This is a genomic window from Streptomyces sp. NPDC002144 (assembly GCF_053593695.1).
The window spans coordinates 52,474-71,903 of record NZ_JBSFDB010000040.1 but is presented as its reverse complement, the minus strand read 5'-3'; the positions used below and the strand labels follow the sequence as shown (position 1 = coordinate 71,903).

Annotated in this window: 17 protein-coding genes and 1 pseudogene; 8 read left to right on the top strand and 10 right to left on the bottom strand. The window is 69.3% G+C overall.

Annotated elements, in window-relative coordinates:
- Positions 1 to 143: 143 nt before the first annotated feature.
- The 4 genes from ACWCQ1_RS39990 to ACWCQ1_RS39975 all read right to left on the bottom strand — a co-directional run bounded on the left by ACWCQ1_RS39990 (position 144) and on the right by ACWCQ1_RS39975 (position 3,916).
- Positions 144 to 749 (bottom strand): nuclear transport factor 2 family protein, encoded by a 606-nt coding sequence (locus ACWCQ1_RS39990; protein ID WP_451028600.1) that lies wholly within the window; start codon positions 747 to 749, stop codon positions 144 to 146.
- Between the two features lie 93 nt (positions 750 to 842).
- The gene (locus ACWCQ1_RS39985; RefSeq protein ID WP_451028599.1) at positions 843 to 2,321 is read right to left on the bottom strand and encodes an aldehyde dehydrogenase; all 1,479 of its coding nucleotides are present in this window, start codon (positions 2,319 to 2,321) and stop codon (positions 843 to 845) included.
- A gap of 149 nt (positions 2,322 to 2,470) precedes the next feature.
- Complete coding sequence (locus tag ACWCQ1_RS39980) at positions 2,471 to 3,340, bottom strand: fumarylacetoacetate hydrolase family protein (protein ID WP_390700673.1); 870 nt, start codon at positions 3,338 to 3,340, stop codon at positions 2,471 to 2,473.
- Between the two features lie 45 nt (positions 3,341 to 3,385).
- Positions 3,386 to 3,916 carry a flavin reductase family protein gene (locus tag ACWCQ1_RS39975; RefSeq protein WP_390700672.1) on the bottom strand — a complete coding sequence of 177 codons (531 nt, stop codon included), beginning with the start codon at positions 3,914 to 3,916 and terminating at the stop codon, positions 3,386 to 3,388.
- Between the two features lie 375 nt (positions 3,917 to 4,291).
- Here ACWCQ1_RS39975 and ACWCQ1_RS39970 point away from each other — a divergent pair, with 375 nt between their 5' ends.
- The 6 genes from ACWCQ1_RS39970 to ACWCQ1_RS39945 all read left to right on the top strand — a co-directional run bounded on the left by ACWCQ1_RS39970 (position 4,292) and on the right by ACWCQ1_RS39945 (position 10,828).
- Positions 4,292 to 5,602, top strand: a complete 1,311-nt coding sequence (locus tag ACWCQ1_RS39970; protein WP_451028598.1) for a Rieske 2Fe-2S domain-containing protein — start codon at positions 4,292 to 4,294, stop codon at positions 5,600 to 5,602.
- A 3-nt stretch (positions 5,603 to 5,605) separates the two neighbouring features.
- Positions 5,606 to 6,574, top strand: a complete 969-nt coding sequence (locus tag ACWCQ1_RS39965; RefSeq protein WP_451028597.1) for a PDR/VanB family oxidoreductase — start codon at positions 5,606 to 5,608, stop codon at positions 6,572 to 6,574.
- Positions 6,575 to 6,826: 252 nt separating this feature from the next.
- On the top strand, positions 6,827 to 7,249 hold the full coding sequence (locus tag ACWCQ1_RS39960) for a GlcG/HbpS family heme-binding protein (protein WP_390700669.1): 423 nt from the start codon (positions 6,827 to 6,829) through the stop codon (positions 7,247 to 7,249).
- A 29-nt stretch (positions 7,250 to 7,278) separates the two neighbouring features.
- Positions 7,279 to 8,865 (top strand): benzoylformate decarboxylase, encoded by a 1,587-nt coding sequence (mdlC, locus tag ACWCQ1_RS39955; RefSeq protein WP_390700668.1) that lies wholly within the window; start codon positions 7,279 to 7,281, stop codon positions 8,863 to 8,865.
- A gap of 72 nt (positions 8,866 to 8,937) precedes the next feature.
- The gene (locus tag ACWCQ1_RS39950; protein WP_390700667.1) at positions 8,938 to 9,948 is read left to right on the top strand and encodes an LLM class flavin-dependent oxidoreductase; all 1,011 of its coding nucleotides are present in this window, start codon (positions 8,938 to 8,940) and stop codon (positions 9,946 to 9,948) included.
- 7 nt (positions 9,949 to 9,955) lie between these two features.
- Entirely contained in the window at positions 9,956 to 10,828 is an 873-nt protein-coding gene (locus ACWCQ1_RS39945) for an alpha/beta hydrolase (RefSeq protein WP_451028596.1), read from the top strand.
- A gap of 481 nt (positions 10,829 to 11,309) precedes the next feature.
- On the opposite strand, the gene ACWCQ1_RS39940 is transcribed toward ACWCQ1_RS39945, so the two are convergent.
- From ACWCQ1_RS39940 to ACWCQ1_RS39925, 4 genes are all read right to left on the bottom strand, one after another.
- A complete protein-coding gene (locus ACWCQ1_RS39940) occupies positions 11,310 to 12,800 on the bottom strand; it encodes an MFS transporter (RefSeq protein WP_451028595.1) in 1,491 nt (496 codons plus the stop codon).
- Between the two features lie 397 nt (positions 12,801 to 13,197).
- Entirely contained in the window at positions 13,198 to 13,860 is a 663-nt protein-coding gene (locus tag ACWCQ1_RS39935; RefSeq protein WP_451028594.1) for an NAD(P)-dependent oxidoreductase, read from the bottom strand.
- A 62-nt stretch (positions 13,861 to 13,922) separates the two neighbouring features.
- Entirely contained in the window at positions 13,923 to 16,133 is a 2,211-nt protein-coding gene (locus ACWCQ1_RS39930) for an MMPL family transporter (RefSeq protein ID WP_390700808.1), read from the bottom strand.
- A gap of 472 nt (positions 16,134 to 16,605) precedes the next feature.
- Positions 16,606 to 17,361 carry an SDR family NAD(P)-dependent oxidoreductase gene (locus ACWCQ1_RS39925; RefSeq protein ID WP_390700809.1) on the bottom strand — a complete coding sequence of 252 codons (756 nt, stop codon included), beginning with the start codon at positions 17,359 to 17,361 and terminating at the stop codon, positions 16,606 to 16,608.
- 204 nt (positions 17,362 to 17,565) lie between these two features.
- On the opposite strand from ACWCQ1_RS39925, the gene ACWCQ1_RS39920 reads away from it, so the two are divergent.
- Positions 17,566 to 17,955, top strand: a complete 390-nt coding sequence (locus tag ACWCQ1_RS39920) for a MarR family winged helix-turn-helix transcriptional regulator (RefSeq protein ID WP_451028593.1) — start codon at positions 17,566 to 17,568, stop codon at positions 17,953 to 17,955.
- 50 nt (positions 17,956 to 18,005) lie between these two features.
- On the opposite strand, the gene ACWCQ1_RS39915 is transcribed toward ACWCQ1_RS39920, so the two are convergent.
- On the bottom strand, positions 18,006 to 18,215 hold the full coding sequence (locus ACWCQ1_RS39915; protein WP_390700811.1) for a tautomerase family protein: 210 nt from the start codon (positions 18,213 to 18,215) through the stop codon (positions 18,006 to 18,008).
- Between the two features lie 43 nt (positions 18,216 to 18,258).
- On the opposite strand from ACWCQ1_RS39915, the pseudogene ACWCQ1_RS39910 reads away from it, so the two are divergent.
- A pseudogene (locus ACWCQ1_RS39910) lies at positions 18,259 to 18,396 on the top strand (transcriptional regulator); the annotation flags it as partial.
- Positions 18,397 to 18,622: 226 nt separating this feature from the next.
- Here the strand turns inward: ACWCQ1_RS39910 and ACWCQ1_RS39905 are convergent.
- On the bottom strand, positions 18,623 to 19,360 hold the full coding sequence (locus ACWCQ1_RS39905; RefSeq protein ID WP_390700835.1) for an SDR family NAD(P)-dependent oxidoreductase: 738 nt from the start codon (positions 19,358 to 19,360) through the stop codon (positions 18,623 to 18,625).
- Positions 19,361 to 19,430 lie beyond the last annotated feature (70 nt).

The window sequence follows — 19,430 nt, the reverse complement described above, 5'->3', positions numbered from 1 at the left end:
GCAATTCCAGCCGTTCGCACCGCCCGCAGCCCGATGACCTGCACCTTCAGCCCGCAAGAGCCTCCAAGGCGCTCGAATTACGTCGAACCCGGGATACGGGGAGTCCCTTCCGGATGTGCCCCCGGCCGTGGGGCGGGCCGAGCTCACTGGGGCACCCCGGGCCGCTCGGAGCCCGCCAGCCAGGCGGCGCCCTCCGCGTAGAGGCGGTCGACCGCCTCGCCGACCAGGCCCGGCAAGCCGGGCTTCACCGTGAACCCGGCCTTCGTCTGCACATATCCGAGGTAGCGGTAGCCGACCGGGAACCGGGCCAGCAGCTCGGGGGCGAGCTTGAGAGAGGCGCCGGGGTCGACGACATCGAGGCGGTCCTTCTCGTAGATGGGCTGTCTGCGGACGATCGTCCACTCGCCGTCGTCCCGCGAGAGGAAGTCGTAGAACCGGCCGGTGCACACCACATCCACCAGCACGCCGTCCACTTCCGCGCGCTGACTGATCGTCATCTTCGTCTGGGCGATCGCCCGTTCCCCCGCCACGTCCGAGGTGTGGCCGCCGAGGAAGTGCAGGATGCTGACCCCGTTGTCGAAGCCCTCCTTGCTGGCGGCTATGAACTCCGCGGCGGGGGCCTGCAACCATGTGGCGCTCATCCACCCGTCCATGTGCCAGACGGTGGCGAACCGTTCCCAGTCGCCGGCGTCCCGCCACAGCGCCCAGTTCTCCACGAGCTGTCTGATCTTCGCTTGATCCGCGTTCACCGAGATCTCCGTTTCTGGTCGGTCGTCGGGGACACCGCCCATGGGGGGAATGGCCGCCTGCTGTTTCCGGCGTATGCGATGCGCGTACGCCGATCAGATCGGGTAGTGCCGCTCCCCCGACTGGATCGTGACCCAGCGGAGTTCGGTGAACTCCTCCAGCGCCGCCTTGGAGCCGAAGCGGCCGAAGCCACTGGCGCCGACGCCTCCGAACGGCATCTGCGGCTCGTCGTGGACCGTGGCACCGTTGATGTGGCAGATCCCCGACCGGATGCGGCGCGCCACGTCCAGCGCGACTCCGCCGTCCCGGCCGAACACCGCGGCGGAGAGCCCGTACTCGCTGTCGTTGGCCTTGGCCACGGCATCGTCGATGCCATCGGCCTCGATGATCGATGCGACGGGCCCGAACGACTCCTCGGTATAGATCCGCATCTGCGGTGTCACGCCACGAAGAACGGTCGGTTGGACGTAGAGCCCGTCCGCATCGCCGCCGGTCAGTACCTGCGCGCCGCGCGCGCGGGCGTCCTCGACCAACGCGAGGAGGTGGTCGCGGCCCTGTGCGTTCACGAGGGGACCGATCTGGGAGGAGGGGTCATCGGGCGGTCCGACGACGAGTTTGGCGGCGCGATCGGCCAGCCGCCGACTGAACTCGTCGGCCACCGAACTGTCGACGATCACCCGCTCGGTCGACATGCAGATCTGGCCCTGGTTCATGAACGCGCCGAAACTGGTCGCGGCCGCGGCGGCCTCCAGGTCGGCGTCGGGCAGTACGAGCAGAGGTGCCTTCCCGCCCAGTTCCAGCACGACACGCTTGAGGTGCCGCCCGGCCAGTTCGCCGATGATCCGGCCGACCCTCGTCGACCCGGTGAAGTTCACCCGAGCCGTGCTGGGATGAGCAACCAGGGCCTCGACGACCTCGGCGGCGTCCTCGGGGGCGTTGGTGATCAGATTGACCGCACCGGCCGGCACACCCGCCTCGTGCAGCACCTCGACGATCGCGGTCTGGGTGAGGGGCGTCTGCTCGGACGCCTTGAGCACCACGGTGTTGCCGTAGACCAGCGGCATCGCGATCGCCCGCACGCCAAGAATCAGCGGCGCGTTCCACGGTGCGATTCCCACGACGACGCCGGCCGGCTGCCGGATCCCCAGGGCGGTCAGCCCCGGCACGTCGGAAGGGATCACCTCACCGACCGCGGAGTACGCCTGCGCCGCGGCCTCGGCGAGCATGCCCTTGGCGACGTGGGCGTTGAACATGCACCACGGCCGGGTCGCCCCCATCTCCGTGCCCATGACCGCGGAAATGTCGTCGGCTCGCGCCTCCAGCAGCGCCGCCGCACGCTCCAGCACCTCCCGGCGGCGGGCCGGTGGCAGTCCCGACCATGCCGGAAGTGCCGCGGCCGCGGCGTCGACCGCGCGGCGGGCGTCGGCGGCGGAGGCGGCCGCGACCCGAGCGATCGGCTTGCCTGTCAGCGCCTCGGTCGTGTCGATGTACCGCTCCGCCTCTGCCGCGACCCGGCGCCCGTCGATGAACAGGTCACAGGTCGGGGTGGCGGGCTTGGGCTCGGTCCCTGACATTCTTGTCTCCCTCGACAACACGGGCTGCTCGCCACGGCGGCGACAGCGACTATCTGAATTGACGCGGATGCCCCTGAAGCGGACTGCTCATCGACTTTCCACTGTTCGGGCCCGAGACCGCGCGGACCGCTGGTGACGATCACGGCTGTTCACTTCGGCCCCTCGGGTGCCGCCACGATGGTGTTCCGGAGCACACCGACGCCCGACACCTCGATCTCGGTCACGTCACCGGGAGCGAGAAGACGCGGCGGATTCGCGGCCAGCCCGATCCCGCCCGGCGTTCCCGTGGCGATGACATCGCCGGGGGCCAGCCGGGTGAACCCGGTGACGTAGCGCAGAATGGCCGTGAAATCGAAGACCAGGTCATCGAGCGTGGCGTCCTGCCGTTTCTCACCGTTGACTCGCGTGGTGAGCCGTACCGACCCGAGGTCGTCGAATTCGTCCATGGTGACCAACCAGGGACCGAACGAACCAACACCGGTGAAGTTCTTGCCCGGGAGCCACTGGCTGTTGTGCAACTGCCAGTCCCGCAGGCTCAGGTCGTTGTAGCAGGACAGTCCCGCGATCGCCGCCCGCGCGTCGGCGTCCGTCTCGATCCTCGACACGTGACGTCCGATGACGACCGCGACCTCGCCCTCATAGTCCAGCTGCTTCGAGTTCGGCGGATGCACGACGGGTTGTCCGTGGCCGACCTGGGTGTCGGCGAACCGGCTGAAGACGGTCGGGTGCTCCGGTTTCTCGACGTGCCCGGTCTCCTCCCGGTGGTCTGCGTAGTTGACCCCCACACACAAGATCTTCGCGGGGTCGGGGACCGGCGGCAGGAACTCGATCTCAGCCAGTGAGTACGTGGCCGCGCGGCGCGCGCTGAGCCGCTCCAGCGTCCCCACCAGGTCGCGCTCCAGCAACTCGCGGATCGATGTCGCATCCCCGGCGAGTGTTTCGGCGCCGTCGACGACCCCGTCGGCCGACAGGACGCCGAACGACTCCTTTTCACCGACGCGATAGGTGAGCAGCTTCATGGGCAGCCCTTTCGGAATCAGCCGTCACATCCCTGGGCAACGGACTCATGCGAGTGTCTTCTTCTCGGTCTCCAGACCCACATACCGGCCGCGGTGGAAGACCAGCGGCTGCTCCCCCGAAACCCCTTCGAAGTCAGCCGCTTCCCCGACGACGATGAAGTGGTCGCCGTGCTCGTGGACGGCCGTGATCCGGCAGTCGATCCATGCCCCCACCCCCTCGAGCACCGGAGAGCCTGTCGCCGGCGCAGGACGCCACGACAGGCCCGCGAACTTGTCGGCCGCAGGCACGGCGAAGGCGTTGGAAATGTGCTCCTGGTCCGCAGTGAGCACGTTCGCGCAGAAGGAACCGGACCGGCGTATCCGGCCGATGCTCGTCGACGACACCCCGGGCAGAAACCCGACCAGCGGCGGATCCGCCGACACCATGAGGAAGGTGGCGACGGTGAGCCCGACCGGTTCACCGTCGTCGACGGCGGTTATGACGGCAATGCCGCTCGGCATCGCCGTAAGAAGCTCACGGAAACGGTCGGCGTCCTTTCGGACGTCGCCGTGCGTCGGTTCGTAATCGTCACCCACGGAACCCTCCTCATCCCGCGATCGCGGCCTTCTCCGCGATCACGACCGCCATTGCGTCCACCCAGCGGCGCGCGGCTCGGGATCCACGACCGTCGCCAGGATCTGATATTTCAGGTCATGCTAGTTGATGTGACCTAGGCAGGCAGAGCCTCGCCACACCCCCGTCGGCCGACGATCTCGACCTGCGGACTGAGTAACCATTGACAAGTTTTCGTGCACTGACGCTATCTTTGATGTGTCAGATCGGCAAGATTGATGTTCCACAGTTCCCGATGAGGCAGCCGCACGCCCGGAGCCTTGGCTGACGTCCGAACGAGTTCGCCCTGCGGCGCCCACCCGACGCGACCAGAGTTTTCGAGCTCAAAGGAGAGAACGATGACTGTCACGTCTTCCGGCCAGGACACCGGGACCGGTTACGGCCGTCCCGCCTCATCGCATGATGCCCGCCTGACCGAGGTGGGGCCGGAGACCCCGATGGGCGAGGCGCTGCGCCGGTACTGGCATCCGGTCGCCTCGTCGAGTGCGCTGACCAGCGACCTGCCGCACCGCACGCGGATCCTGGGCGAGAACCTGGTCGTCTTCCGCGACGGCAGTGGCCGTCCCGGCGTGGTCTTCGAGCGCTGCGCGCACCGCGGCAGCAGCCTCTTCTACGGCCGCGTCGAAGAGGACGGCATCCGCTGCTGCTACCACGGCTGGAAGTTCGACGTGCAGGGCCACTGCCTGGAGCAGGCCTGCGAGCCCGGCCGCGGCCTGCGCCGTGACGTCGCCCGCCAGCCCTGGTACCCGGTCGAGGAGCGCTACGGCCTCGTCTTCGTCTACATGGGCCCGCCCGACCGCAAGCCCCCACTGCCCCGCTACGAATGCCTCGAGAACCTGGCGGACGGCGAGTCGCTGTTCTCCGAGGTGCCCGTCCCAGGCCAGAACGTCACCGGGCTTGTCGGGGACTTCAACTGGCTGCAGGCCTTCGAGAACGCGATGGACCCGGTCCACGCCATGTGGCTGCACTACACCCACAGCGGCCCGCAGTTCGAAGGGACCGGCACCATCGGCTTCCCCCCCTCCTACTTCGACCCGTACACGGTCTCCGACAAGATCCGGTACAACATCACGACCGACCACGGACTGATGTACCGCCAGCGCTGGCAGCGCGACCAACCGGACGGCACCACCGCCGACATGGACTGGTGCTTCGAAGTACAGCTGCCCAACATCATCGCCCTGCCCGACTTCGTCGAGGTCGTCCCCGACCGCCGCCACGACTGCCTGATCTGGATCGTGCCGTCCGACGACACCTCCTACCGGGCTTTCATGGTGGTCCGGGCCCAGAGCCCGGACCGGCTGATGCGGATCGTCCTGGGCATCAAGCAGAACGGCAAGCTGTTCTTCGAACTGACCGAGGAGGAGAAGCAGCGCTTCCCCGGCGACTTCGAAGCCCAAAGCTCCCAGGGCCCCATCACGCAGCACTCCGAAGAGACCCTGGCCACCTCGGACAAGAGCGTGGTGGCGCTGCGCCGCATGCTGAGGAAGATGGTCGACGACGTCGAAGCCGGCCGCGACCCCATCAACGTCGAACACGGCCAGGCCCAGCTGCGCCAGGTGAAGTCAGGCGTGTTCACGGTCAGCCCCGGTCTCACCGCCCGGTCCACAGCCGTTGCCCCGTCCGTCGCCGACGCACGAGTGGGTTGATCGATGACGGCTTCTTGGACCGACGCGGTCGTCGCCGGCCGGACCATGACGACCCCCCGTGTGGTCGTCCTCGACCTGGAACCGGCCGACGGCACCCCGTTCCCCCCGCACGAAGCCGGAGCCCACATCGACGTACTGCTGGAGCGCAACGGCCCCGACGCCGAGCTGGTCCGCCAGTACTCCCTGTGCGGCGAACCCGGCAACCGCAAGCGCTACCGCCTCGCCGTCCTGCGCGAGGAACACTCCCGGGGCGGCTCGTCGGCGATGCACCGACTCCAGGTCGGCGACCACGTACAGATCTCCGCCCCACGCAACAACTTCCCGCTCGCGCCGGCACGCAGGCACCTGCTGTTCGCCGGCGGCATCGGCATCACCCCACTCGCCGCGATGGCCCAGGAACTCGACGACGCCAACGGCGACTACACCCTCCACTACTGCGCACGCTCCGCCACGGACGTCGCGCTGACCGAATGGCTCTCCGGCCACCCACACATCGTCCTGCACCTCGACGACCAACCCGACGAGCAGAGACTCGACCTGCACCGTGACCTCGGCCACCCGGCCGCGGACACGGCCGTCTACGTCTGCGGCCCGGGCCCCTTCATCGACCACGTCCTCGACGGCGCCCGCGAGCTGGGCTGGCCGGCCGCCGCCCTGCACAAGGAACGCTTCACACCGACCACAACCGCCGCCGACAGCGACCCCGGCAACGGCTTCACCGTCCGGCTGGCCTCCACCGGCGCCGAATACGACGTCCCCCCGGACGAAAGCATCCTCGACGTCCTGCTCCGCAACGGCGTCGACGCCCCCTCGTCCTGCCAGCTGGGCATCTGCGGCGAATGCGTGGTCCGCGTCCTGGCCGGAGAGCCCGACCACCGCGACGACGTCCTCACCGACGACGAACACGCCGGCGGGCTGTTCACCCCCTGCACCTCCCGCGCCCTAAGCCCCCACATCGAACTCGACCTCTGAGCCCACACCCGGTGAAGGCGACAAACACCGTGACCACGAAACCCCCAACCACCCTCGAGGACGCCGAAACGGCCCTGCTCACAGCGTGACCCGCCCCCACCGCCGAGCCCCTGCGCGCACCCCGGTTCACCGCCGCCCACCACCCGCCGGTCCTCCCGGACCGCCCTCATCCTCAAGGAAACACATGACTGCCCCCTCCTCACGAGTGCTCCCGCCCCCGAGGCACGCCCACCCGTTCGTCGGCGGTGCGGCATGAGGGCCCCGCTGACCTACGAAGCCGCCCGCGCCGCCGCCGACGCCGTCCTCACCGCCGGCCGCGCCGAAGGACTGCACCTCGCGGTCGCCGTCGTCGACCGCGGTGGCATCACCCGCATCCTGCTCGCCGACGACGGCGCCGGACCCATCGCCATCGAAACCGCCCGCCGCAAGGCCTACACCTCCGCCGTCACCGGCTTCACCACCACCGTCTTCGCCCAGTTCGCCGCCAGCCCCCAGATGGCCGCCGTACCCCAGCACACCATCGACGCCAACCTCCTGCCCGCCCCCGGAGGACTGCCGATCACCGTCGACGACTCAGAAGTGATCGGCGGCATCGGCGTCGGCGGCGCCGACGGCGAAACCGACGACCGCATCGCCGCCACCGCCCTCAAGAGCATCGCCGACCTGCTCGCCTGACCGGCTCGACTGCCAAGGATGTGCCTCCTATGACCACTGTCCGTGATGTGACGTACGAGCTGCTGCGGACGCACGGCCTGACAACCGTCTTCGGCAATCCGGGTTCGAACGAACTGCCGTTCCTCGCGGGCATGCCGGACGACTTCCGCTACATTCTGGGCCTGCACGAGGGCGCGGTGCTGGCCATGGCGGACGGCTACGCGCAGGCATCCGGTGGGCCCGCCGTGGTGAACCTGCACGCCGCGGCCGGAACCGGCAACGCGATGGGCGTGCTGACGAACTCGGTGTACTCGCACACCCCGCTCGTGGTGCTGGCGGGCCAGCAGGTCCGCAGCACCATCGGCCAGGAGGTGGTGCTGTCCATCGTCGAGCCGGAGACGCTGCTTCGGCCGCTGGTGAAGTGGAGCGGCCAGCCGGCCTGCGCCGAGGACGTGCCGCGGGTGATCAGCCAGGCGATCCACACCGCGACCCTGCCGGCCCGGGGCCCGGTGTTCGTGTCGGTGCCGTATGACGACTGGGCCCAGCAGGCGCCCGAGGAGACGGCACACCTGCTGCGGCGGCGGACCGCCGCCGGGGCCTGCCTGAGCGGTGACCAGCTCGCCGAACTGGTCACCGCGCTCGACGAGGCGGCCAGCCCGGCGCTGGTGCTGGGGCCCGATGTCGACGCCTCGGGCGCGTACGGCGAGGCGGTGCGGCTGGCGGAGGCCCTCAACGTCCCGGTGTGGCTGTCCCCGTTCTCGCCGCGCTGTTCCTTCCCGACCCGGCACCCCAGCTTCCGCGGCCTGCTCCCGGCGTCGGTGCGGGGCGTGACACAGGCGCTGGCCGGGCACGACCTGATTCTGGTGATCGGCGCCCCGGTGTTCCGCTACCACCAGTTCGATCCGGGACCCTACCTGGCGCCCGGCGCCCGGCTCCTGCAGGTCACCAGCGATACGGGCGAGGCGACTCGCGCTCCGATGGGAGAGGCCTTCGTCGGCGCGATTCACGACACCGTCACCCGGCTGGCCGACGCCGTCACCCCCGGCCGGCGTCCCCCGCTTCCTCCCCTGCCCGACTTCCCCGTCCCGGCGGCGTCGAAGGACCGGGTCCACCCGGAGCGGCTGTTCGCCGACCTGCGTGCGCTCGCGCCCGCCGACACCATCTGGGTGTCGGAAACGACCTCCACGATAGGCGCCTTCTGGGCGCACATGGACATGCAGCACCCCGGCAGTTACCTGTGGCCGGCGTCGGGCGGTCTCGGATTCGGCCTCCCCGCCGCGATCGGCGCCCAACTGGCCCGGCCAGAACGGCAGGTCGTCGCGCTCATCGGTGACGGTTCAGCGAACTTCGGCATCACCGCGCTCTGGACGGCCGCCCAGCACGACATCCCCGTCATCACGGTCATCCTCAAGAACGGGACCTACGGGGCGCTGCGCTGGCACGCCGAGATCATGGACACCGGCGAGGTGGCCGGGATGGACGTCCCCGACATCGATTTCACCCTGCTCGCACGTGGCTACGGCATGGACGCCACATCGGTGAGCACACCCGAGGACTTCGCCGCGGCGTTCAAAACGGCCCTCGGCAGCGGCAAACCCACCCTGATCGAAGTCGAGACCGAGCTCACCCGGCCGTGACCGTGGTGCGGGCGGCCCGGGGTGGCAGCCGACGGACTCCGTACATCCCTGTCGATTGATGAGGAAACCGCGATGATCAAGCCTTGGCTCTTCGAGTTCTTCCAGTCCGTGCACGACCCGGCCGGACGCGACGACCCCGCCACCGTGCACGAGCAGTTCCGCCGCTACCTCGATCTGTGGGTCGACGACGAGGCACTCGGCTTCGAGGGCGTCTTCTTCAGCGAACACCACTTCGGCCCGGGCTACAGCCCGTCGCCGAACCTGGTGATCGCCCACCTCGCCGCCCGCACCACCACCCTGCGCCTGGGCGTACTCGGCTCCGTGTCGGTCTACGCCACCCCGTGGCGGGTCGCCGAGGAGTTCGCCATGCTCGACCACCTCACCGAAGGACGGCTGGAGATGGGAGTGGTCAGCGGCATCCCGCCCGAGCTCGCCGTCGTCGGCATCTCCCGCGAACACGCCGCCGAAGTGCACGCCGAGACACTCGACGTGCTGCTGGCCGCCGTCACCAAGCCCGCCGTCACACACCAGGGCAAGCACTTCTCCTTCGAGGACATACGCATCACACCCCACTTCCTGCGGCCCTCACCACCCGTCTGGACCGCCGCCACCAGCGAGGCCTCAGCCCGCCGCGCCGGGGAGCGGGGGCTGAAGATGTGCGGCGGCTTCGCCAACGTCGACAAACTGGTGCCGGTCTACGAGGCCTACCAGGACGCTGCCCGCTCCGCGGGCATGCCCACCGGCCCCGACCAGGTCGGCATCCGCCGCGAGGTCGTGCTCGTCGAGGACGAGGCGGACCTCGAGCGGGCCACACGGACGGCCAAGGACGGCCACGACGAGTTCTTCCGGGTGTCTTTCGAGAGTCTGAAGATCCCCGACGCACCGCAGATGAAGCTGGACCCCGACGAGCTCATCCTCGGCACACCGGCGCAGGTGGCCGACGAGATCATCCGCCAGTGCCGGGCCCTCGGCGCCGGCAACTTCATGGCCACCTTCAACTACGCCCCGGCCGAACTGCGCCGAACCCACGAGGTGTTCGGTCGCGAGGTCATTCCCCTGCTGCGCGCGGCAGGGATCGGCTGACCCGGCGATGAGCGACTTCTCCACCTTCGACTACGTTCCCGGCGGCGACCCGCGCCAACGGCTGGACGTCTTCGCCCCCGACCCGGCCGCCGATCTGCACACCGCCGTCCTGGTACTGCACGGTGGCGCCTTCCGGCTCGGCGACCGTGCAGCCGTCCACACCCGGTGCCAGGCACTCGCCTCGCACGGAATCACGGCGATCGCCGCCGGCTACCGGCTGCTGGACTCCGCGGCATGGCCCGCGCAGCTCGACGACGCCCGGGCGGCTCTGCGGTGGACACACGAGCACGCCGACGAACTCGGCATCGACGCCGGGCAGATCGTTTTGCAGGGGCACAGCGCGGGCGCCCTGCTCGCGCTGCTCCTGGCCGGAACCGCAGGCCGCGACGAACCCGACGTGCCCGGCGACGCGTCCCCGGTGCCGGTCCCCGCGGCCGTGATCGCGTACTACGCTCCCGCCGCGCTGTCGCTGACGCCCGGTCAAGATGAGCTGCCGGCCCAACAGATACTCGGGCCCGACGCCACGGCCGACGACGCCGCGGCGGCCAGCCCGATCAGCCACATCGACGGGCATTACCCACCGACCGTGCTGTTCCACGGCACCTCCGACCGGTTCCTCCCATCCGCCACGAGCCTGCGCCTCTTCGACGCCCTCACCGCAGCCGAGGTGATCAGCGAGCTCCACCTGATCGCCCGCCAGGACCACGAGTTCGACACGACACCGCGCTACACGCAGAGCAGCGCCCGACTCGTCGTCGACTTCCTGCGCGCGCAGGTCATCGAACCCGACCAGGTCGCGAAGGAAGTACTGGAGGGCAACCCCCTCGCCTCGATGCCCCCACCGGGGGGCACGGTCGGCGGGACAACCAACCATGCCTGACACATCGCTCGCGCCCTGTCCCTCAGCTGGTCCAGCGGCGCGATGAGCCCCGCCTGGACGCCACCGTCGAGCAGCGCCGGCAGATCATCGTCGCGTTCTCCGCGGCGCTCCGCGGCGGTCGCCTCTCCCCGTCGCATGGGCGCCTCGCCGCCGGTCGGGTCGCTTCGCCTGCCCTGCCGCGGTGGCCGACAACGACTACCTGACCAGGATCCACGACCGACTGCAGAACGACATCACCCGCGTCCTGGCGCGCATCCTCACCGAGTCCGACACCTCGATGGGCCGGTCGCTCGATCGGCACGGAGGTGGTCGAGTTCGTCGAACGCCGCCACGGTGGCGCCGCCGCGCATAACCGCGACTGCATCGGCGACTTGCACGCCCGCGTCCTGAGGCACGCCCGCGTCCTGAGACGGCCGACGGACCGTGTCGCAACCGGCTCGGCTGTGGCGGTCAGATGACCGCCACAGCCGAGCCGGTTGCCTTACACGGCCAGCGCGGTTTCCTCGACGGGTGCCATCGCCTGCTTCTCGGCCACGCCTCCGTCGCGGGGGCGAAGGAAGAGCACACCGATGAGCAGGGTCACGAAGGCGACACCGGCGACGGCCAGCAAGGCGGTCGAGATACCGGAGTCGCCGTAGATGAGCACACCGGGCGCCGGGGACTTCGCGGTGGGCGTCATGATGGCGAACACCGTGGTGGTCATGACGGCGCCGATGAGGCCCGAGCTGAGACCGCCGGCCGACGACATCGCCCCCTGCTCCGACGCCGACGTGCCCGCGATCACCAGGTTCGGGCTGGAGGCAATCGCCGAACCGCACCCGAGACCCGCGATCACACACGCGACGAGCATCTTCCCGAGCGTGTCGTGCGCGGACATCAGCACCAGATAGCCGACGGTGATCAGACCCAGGCCCAGATACATCAGCAGCCGGGGGCCGACCCGCCGGACGAGCACGCCGACGGCGACGCCGGCCACCACGCTGGCGAGGGTGAACGGCATGGTCACCAGGGCGTAGTGGGTCGCCGAGAAGCCCAGGCCGTAGGTTCCGCCCAACTTCCGCGGCGTCATGGCCAGCAACGCCAGCAGCGTCGTCAGCACCAGCGCGAGGCTGTTGCCCATTCCCCCGCCCAGCACGCCGAACAGGACGGTCCGGCGGGACAGAACCCTCAGGTTCAGCACCGGTTCCTGGGTCCGCAGCGAGACGAGCGCATAGACCGCGAGCACGACCGCGCCGCCGATCAGAAGGCCGATAACCCGGGCCGAGCCCCATCCCCAGTCCGCGCCCTTGCTCACCGGCAGAAGGATCAATGTGACGCCGCCGGCCAGCAGCAGCACACCGAGCACATCCATGCGCGCGGGGCGGCGCACGCTCGTCTCCGGGGTGGTCAGCACCAGGACCGCGCCCATCACGACCAGCCATGCGAGGTTGAAGACGTATATCGAACGGAATCCGAAGTTGTCGATCAGCGCGCCGATCAGGAACGGAGCACCGACCAGCAGCAGCCCCATGCCCGTCACCGACACGCTCGCCGCGAAGGGAACGAGCTGCTTCGGATAGACGTCCCGGATCAGCGAGTAGCACAGGAACAGCAGGGCGGTGAGCGCCCCGAGCAGAACATGGCCGACGATCATCACCCAGTACGCGGGAGCGGCAGCCGCGAGGATCTCGCCGAGGCCGGCCACGACCAGCGAAATCAGGATCATCCGGCGCTTGCCGTGCAGGTCGGCCAGCTTGCCGAACAGTGGGGAGGAAGCGGCTCCGGCCAGCGAGGAGACCGTGACCAGCCAGCCACCCTGGGTGGTGTTGAAGTGGCCGATGATCTGCGGAAGCGCGGTGTTGGTGGCTATGTTGGCGAACGCCGCCGACTCGACGAGGCAGACCAGGGAGATCAGGGACAGGACAAGCCGCGGAGTCCAGCCGGCACTGCGGATGGAGCCCGCAGCGGCGGGGACGGGAGTGGACGAGCTCAAGGGGTCCTCCGAACGCGTCGTCATTGAAACGTCGTGAGTTCCTTGAAATATCAACCTGGGTTTCCGGGATGTCAACTAGTCCGGTTGTTCTCTTGCTATGCAGGTTTTGACATCTCAGAATGTGCCTGCTGTCGTGCGAACCCTTGCGCGAACGTGAGGCGACGCGGTTGGGCCCGGTGACCGGCGGCTTTCTCCATCGCGACCAGAACCTCCCGGCCTTCTCCGGCCGCTTCGGCTTCGATGGCACTCGATGCAGGGCACGTTCCCGGCCAGCAGGCTGTGCCGGCGAATGGTGGTGATGTGGCAGTCGGCTCCGGATCACGTACCCACACCCATGACGGTGAGCGGAGGACATTTTTGTCCTCCGCTCACCGTGGAGATGACGGGCGCAGGGTGGTCAGGCCCCCGCGTTCCAGACGAGCGGCGCCTTGTGGATCCACGTGCCCTGCTCGACGGTGTCCAGCAGGAAGCCGGCGAGGTCGCCGCGGTTGATCCGCGTGCCCGGTTTCTCGGTTCCGGCCTCGGCGGCCCGCACCGGGGTGACGACGGGCTTGTCCCCGAGCAGGACCGCCCGGACGAGGGTCCAGTCGGTGTCGGAGGCGCGCACCACCTCGTCCACGCCGTCGTGGTCGTCGAAGGTGACCTTGAGGTTGGAGAGCTTGACGAGGGCCTTGAAGACCGGGTTCATCGAAGCCCGGCCGTCTCCGGTGTTCTGCGTGGAGGTGAGGACGATCCGGCGGATGTTCTGCTCGCCCATCACGGTCAGGGTGTTGCGGATGGCGTCCGTCATGAACATGGGCGGACTGACGGGCTTGGCCCAGGGGTTGTCGGAGGCGCGGGAGTTGTTGAGTGCGCTGATCACCGCCTCGCTGCCCTGGACGGCCTTGCGGATGTCGTCGATGTTCGAGGGCGTGCCCTGGATCAGCTGGACGCCGGCCGGGGCCTGGACGGTGGCGGGGTTGCGCACGAGCGCGCGGACGCGGTGGCCGCGTGCGGCGGCCTGAGTGAGTACATGGATTCCGGTGCGGCCGGTGCCGCCGAGAACGAGCAGATTGGTCATGGAAGTCACCTACAGGTTGATGAACCCGAGTGCCTTGTCCGCCTCGCGGTGCGGAACGGCCTTCAGGGGCGGGTGGACGGCTCGGGTTCCGGGGCCGGGCTGCCCGCCGACGGGGCCTCGAGGGGCTCGTCGGGCGGGTCGACGGAGAGGTGGGGCATCCTGCGGTCGAGCCAGGCCGGGATCCACCAGTTGGCCTTGCCGAACAGATGCATGGACGCCGGGACCAGGATGGTGCGCAGGATGAACGCGTCCAAGGCGACCGCGGCGGCCAGTCCGATGCCGAACTCGGCGATGGTGCGCTGGCCGCCGAAGACGAAGGCGATGAAGACGCAGACCATGATGGCCGCGGCAGCGGTGATGACCCGCGCGGTCTCCACCTGGCCGACGCGCACCGCTCGGGCGTTGTCCTGGGTGTGCACCCATTCCTCGTGCATCCGGCTGACCAGGAACACCTGGTAGTCCATGGACAGGCCGAACAGGATGGAGATCATCATCACGGGGAGGAAGGCCTCCACCGGCCCTGCCTTGCCGAGCCCCAGGGAGTCCGAGCCCCAGCCCCACTGGAACACGGCGACCAGGACGCCGAACGAGGCGCCGGCGGCGAGCAGGTTCATCACCGCCGCGGTGGCCGGGATCAGCAGACTGCGGAAGGCGAGCAGGAGCAGCAGCCCGCCGAGGACCACGATCACCGCGATGAACAGCGGCAGTTTGCCGGTGAGCACGGTCGCGAAGTCGTTGAATATCGCGGTCGTTCCGCCGACGTAGACCTTGAGGGTGGTGCCCTTCTCGGCCGCGGGGATCACCTTGTCACGCAGGTGATCGATCAGGTCGGAGGTCTGCTTGGCCTGGGGGGAGGTGGTGGGGATGACCTGGACGATGCCCACCGTGGAGCCCTGCCGGATGGGCGGCGCGGCGACGCTCGCGACCCCTTCCACGTTCTCCAGCTGGGCCGACAGTTTCGTCAGGGCGGCCTTGTCCGCGGCCGAGGGGGCCTCGGCGACCAGTTGCAGCGGCCCGTTGAAGCCCGGGCCGAATCCGTCGGCCAGCAGGTCGTAGGCCTTGCGCGTGGTGGTGGACGCCGGGTTGTTGCCCGCGTCGGACGACCCCAGGCGCAGGGAGAACACCGGAATGGTGAGGGCGACCATGACCACCAGGGCGACCAGGGACAGCACGCGCGGGCGCCGCTGCACCAGCGCGGCCCAGCGGACCCAGGGGCCGGAGGTGACGTTCTCGGGCAGTGGCTCGCCCTCGGCCAGCCGGCGCCGTGCCCGCCGGCCGAGGACCCGGGTGCCGAGCAGTCCCAGCATGGCCGGAAGCAGGGTGACCGAGGCGAGCACGGTCAGCGCCACCGTCAGCGCCGAGGCGATGGCGACTCCGTTGAGGAATTTGGTCTGGAGAACGAACATGCCGAGCAGGGCGATGCAGACGGTGCCACCGGCGAACAGTACGGCACGTCCCGAGGTGTTCACGGCCCTGACCAGGGACTCCTGGACGTCGAGCCCGGACTGCAGGCCCTTGCGGTGCCGGGTGACGATGAACAGGGCGTAGTCGATGCCCACACCGAGGCCGATGAGGGCGGACAGCGTCGGGGCGATCTCACCGATGGTCGTCGCATGACTGAGCAGGCCGGTGGCGAGGATGGCGGTGCCGACCCCGGCGACCGCGGTCAGGATCGGCAACAGCATGGCGAACAGCGAGCCGAAGGCGAGGAAAAGCACCACGGCGGCTGCCACCACGCCGACGAGTTCACTGGTGGCCGGCGGTGTCTGCTCGGTGCTCTCGATCGCCTGGCCGCCCAGTTCGACCTCCAGACCGTCGGTCCTGGCCGCCTCGGCGGTGTCGATCACCCGCTGGATGTCCGACTTGTCGAGGTCCTGCTGGACCTTGGCGAAGTTCACCTGGGCGTAGGCGGTGCGCCCGTCCTTGCTGATCTGGGCCGCACCCTGTGGGTCGTAGGGGCTGGTGACGTCGCTGACCTCGGGCAGCTTGGCGATCTTGTCCAGGGTGCCGGTCATCTGCGCCTTGGTCGCGCTGTCGCGGACGGACCCGGCCTCGACATGCCAGACCACGGTGTCCGAGTCACCGGCCCGGGCCGGGAAGGAGGACTTCAGCAGGTTCAGGGCCCGGGTGGACTCGGTGTTCGGCAGCGAGAAGCTGTTGTTGTAGGCGCTCCCGGCGCCCTGCGAGGCGGCGGCGAGCCCGACCAGCAGGCCGAGCCAGACCAGGACGACGACGAGCCGGTGCCGGTAGCACCAGCGTGCGAGAGTGGACAATTCGGGCTCCACGTTCATGGGGGGGGGGCAGTTCGGCGGGTGCCGAAAGACGGAACAGACCGGCTCGCCGCCGGCTGGGACGCTCCTGCTCCGCGCGGGGATGGTGAGGCTCACGCCAGGAGCCGGGCCGGTCATCGCGCACGGGCGATGACGAGGTCAGTGAGTGGCGCTCGTCGGCGGATCGGCGAGGCACCGGGGCTGTTCCGCGGTCGGGAGGTCTTCATCGCCTCGGCGGCTTCGCGCATGTGGTGCGGTTCGGAGCCGCCTGGTGGGACGACGACGGTGTGGCCCTGCCGGCGTGCCGTCGGACCCCTCTGACCAGGGTGACGCCCTGGGCCTGGTGAGCCATGGCCGCGGTGTCGGTGCGGGCCGGGCCGGGGACGTCATGCGCCCCATGCCCGCGAGACGGCGGGCGACGGCACCGCCGGCGAGCCCGGTGGCGCCGATCAGGAAGTTCTCCACGACGGTTTCCTCACACCGGCAGCCGACTGGTCTCGCCGCCGTCGGCGAAGACGATCGCGCCGTTGATGTAGCTGCTCGCGGGGTCGGCGAGGAAGGCGACGATCTCGGCGATCTCGCTCGGCTCGCCCGCCCGCCCTCGGGCGCCGGCCTGGTCGAGTACGGCGATCTGGTCCCCGAGCGCGGCGGAGAGGCCTTCGGTCCTCACCGGACCGGGTGAGACGGTGTTGACGCGTACCCCGCTGTCACCGAACTCGGTGGCCCAGTACCGGGTGAGGATCTCGACGCCGGCCTTGGAGACCCCGTAGGCCGCGCCGATCGGCGCGGGAGTCCTGACGGAGCTCGACCCGATCGTGATGATCGAGCCGTACCCCCGGTCGGCCATGGCCGGGGCAAGGGCGCCGACCAGGAGGAACGGGGCCCGGGTGTTGACCGCGATGTGGTGGTCGAAGGCGGCGGCGTCGGTCTGCGCGGTCGGTGTGAAGGCGGTGAAGACACCCGCGTTGTTCACGAGGATGTCGATGTCGCCCGCCTCCGCGGCCAACCGCAGGGTGTCCTCGGCGTCGGCCAGGTCCGCGGCGACGAACCGGGCGGATCCGCCCGCCTGCTCGATGTTCTTGGCCAGGTCCTCGCCGCGGGTGCTGTCCCTTCCGTGCAGGACGACCTGCGCGCCCTCCTCCGCCAGTCGCCGGGCCACTGCACGACCGATGCCCGCGGTGGCCCCGGTCACCAGGGCGGTACTGCCCTGCAGCGGGGTAGTGCCACTCATCGCGTTCTCACTCCCGATCCGCGCAGGTTGAGCTGATGGGCAGAAACTATGCACGACAGATGTTCTGCTGACAAGACTATCTGGAATGCTGTGAACGTGCGGTAAATTGGCCGGGTGAGCGCATCCCCTTCCCCTGCCGACGGAGCCGGAGTCGAGTCGGAACTGGGGTGGGCACTTCGTTTGGTCTCCTCGACCTTCGGCCGCATGGCCAGGAGTTGCGTGGAGGACCTGCCGGGCGGACCGCGCGGCTACCTCGTCCTGGTCGCCCTGGCCTCCGGCGAGCCCCCGTCGCAGCTCGCCCTCGCGCAGCAGGTGAACCTCGACCGCACCGTCATGACCTATCTGCTCGACGATCTCGAGGCCCATCAGCTGATCACGCGCAAGCCCGACCCCCGCGACCGACGGGCACGCCAAGTCCTGATCACCGAAGAGGGACGCGCCCAGCTCGCACGCGCCCAGCACAGCCTCTCGCTCGCCGAGACCCGCCTGCTCGCCGACCTCGACGAGGACGACACCCGCCAACTCCGCCTTCTCCTCATGCGGGTGGCCCGGACGGCGGCACGCGAGGCACTCGGCCCCGACACCGGCTGCTGAGCGGCCCCGGGGGCCCGGCGCTGCGCCAGGCCCCCCGCAGGTGGTCGGCGTCAGGCGTCGCCGTTGAGCATGGCGGCGGTCAGGACGTTGCCTGCAACGCCCCAGCCGCCGTCGACGACCTCGTCGACGAGCACGACGGTGGTGGGACGAGCCCGCTCACCGTAGATCTCCGCGTACAGATCGGTGGTGCGCTCGACGATCTTCTTCTTGTCTTCGGCGGTGAGGGTGCCTGCGGGGACCTTGAAGTTGGCGAGAGGCATGGGTATTTGCTCCTTTGAGTGGGTTTCTTCCATGGGATCGGAAAACTGCCTCAATCTGTTCAGCGAGGACGGCGGGCAGCGCCTGCTGTGGTTCACTCCCGCAGCCGGTACGGACAGTTCCGGCCTGCTCGACCTTCTCGCGGTCATCGGCACTCAAGAAATCACCGAACCGACACCCTGACGAACGGCTTGCGCGCCACCGGCCTTCGTCAACCGGGAGACAGTTCCGCGTTGTTGCCGACACCTCGGGCAGGCGTCTTGGCCTGCCGCGCCCCGCTCGGGTCCGGGTCGAGTGAGGGCGGGCACGATTCGGCAGCTGTACGGCCAGCCGTCGGGCAGCTGACCGTACTCCGCTTCCGCGCAGGCAGTTGCTCAGGCAGACGGCGGCAGACTGGCGGCACGGTTCCTCACCACGGCACGACGCCGTTGTCGTCGAACAGTTGGCCCGTGGGGCCGTCGTCGGGCAGCGCCGCCAAACGGATGGCGATCGCCGCACCCTGCTCAGGGGTCTGAGTACCGCTGAACCCATTGAGGTCGGTAGCCACGTAGCCGGGGCAGGCGTTGTTGATCAAAATGTTGGTGCCGCTCAGCTCCTTGGCGTACTGGATGGTGACGGCGTTGAGGCAGGTCTTCGTCGGCGCATAAGCCCCGCTGACCCCTCCGAGGTCGACACCGGGCGTGGTCTGCAAGGCCAGAGAGCCGACGTGGCTGGACTGGTTGACGATCCGCGGGTGCGCCGAGCGGCGCAGCAGAGGCAGCATCGTGTTGGTGACCCGGATGACGCCGATGACGTTGGTCTCCATCAGCCGTCGCACAGTGTCCAGGTCGATGGTCGACGGCTCCTCCGGCCAGCCGCCGGCGATGCCGGCGTTGTTGACCAGCACATCAAGGCGTCCCGCTCGCTCCTCGAGCAGCTGCGCTGCGGCAGTCACGCTCTCGTCGTCGGTCACGTCCAAGGGCACGCCGAACGCGTCGACACCTGCCGCGCGAAGTTTCGCCACGGCCTCCGCCCTGCGCTGCTCGTGTCGAGCGCCGACACCGACGCTCCAGCCCAGTGCGCCCAGCCCGGCCGCGATCTCGTACCCGATTCCCTTGTCCGCGCCGGTGACCAGCGCGATTGTCTTCTCGTTCACGACAGCGAGCATGGCCGGACTTCGACCGAGCACCAACACCACGTCGGTCATGCAGCAATACCCTGGCGACATCGATCGACCG

What these genes read in the sequence shown, in the direction of transcription:
- ACWCQ1_RS39985 (WP_451028599.1), bottom strand. Translation starts at nt 2,321, where the DNA reads ATGTCAGGGACCGAGCCCAAGCCCGCCACCCCGACCTGTGACCTGTTC.
- ACWCQ1_RS39980 (WP_390700673.1), bottom strand. Translation starts at nt 3,340, where the DNA reads ATGAAGCTGCTCACCTATCGCGTCGGTGAAAAGGAGTCGTTCGGCGTC.
- ACWCQ1_RS39970 (WP_451028598.1), top strand. Translation starts at nt 4,292, where the DNA reads ATGACTGTCACGTCTTCCGGCCAGGACACCGGGACCGGTTACGGCCGT.
- ACWCQ1_RS39965 (WP_451028597.1), top strand. Translation starts at nt 5,606, where the DNA reads ATGACGGCTTCTTGGACCGACGCGGTCGTCGCCGGCCGGACCATGACG.
- ACWCQ1_RS39960 (WP_390700669.1), top strand. Translation starts at nt 6,827, where the DNA reads ATGAGGGCCCCGCTGACCTACGAAGCCGCCCGCGCCGCCGCCGACGCC.
- mdlC (WP_390700668.1), top strand. Translation starts at nt 7,279, where the DNA reads ATGACCACTGTCCGTGATGTGACGTACGAGCTGCTGCGGACGCACGGC.
- ACWCQ1_RS39950 (WP_390700667.1), top strand. Translation starts at nt 8,938, where the DNA reads ATGATCAAGCCTTGGCTCTTCGAGTTCTTCCAGTCCGTGCACGACCCG.
- ACWCQ1_RS39945 (WP_451028596.1), top strand. Translation starts at nt 9,956, where the DNA reads ATGAGCGACTTCTCCACCTTCGACTACGTTCCCGGCGGCGACCCGCGC.
- ACWCQ1_RS39935 (WP_451028594.1), bottom strand. Translation starts at nt 13,860, where the DNA reads ATGACCAATCTGCTCGTTCTCGGCGGCACCGGCCGCACCGGAATCCAT.
- ACWCQ1_RS39925 (WP_390700809.1), bottom strand. Translation starts at nt 17,361, where the DNA reads ATGAGTGGCACTACCCCGCTGCAGGGCAGTACCGCCCTGGTGACCGGG.
- ACWCQ1_RS39920 (WP_451028593.1), top strand. Translation starts at nt 17,566, where the DNA reads ATGGCCAGGAGTTGCGTGGAGGACCTGCCGGGCGGACCGCGCGGCTAC.
- ACWCQ1_RS39915 (WP_390700811.1), bottom strand. Translation starts at nt 18,215, where the DNA reads ATGCCTCTCGCCAACTTCAAGGTCCCCGCAGGCACCCTCACCGCCGAA.
- ACWCQ1_RS39905 (WP_390700835.1), bottom strand. Translation starts at nt 19,360, where the DNA reads ATGCTCGCTGTCGTGAACGAGAAGACAATCGCGCTGGTCACCGGCGCG.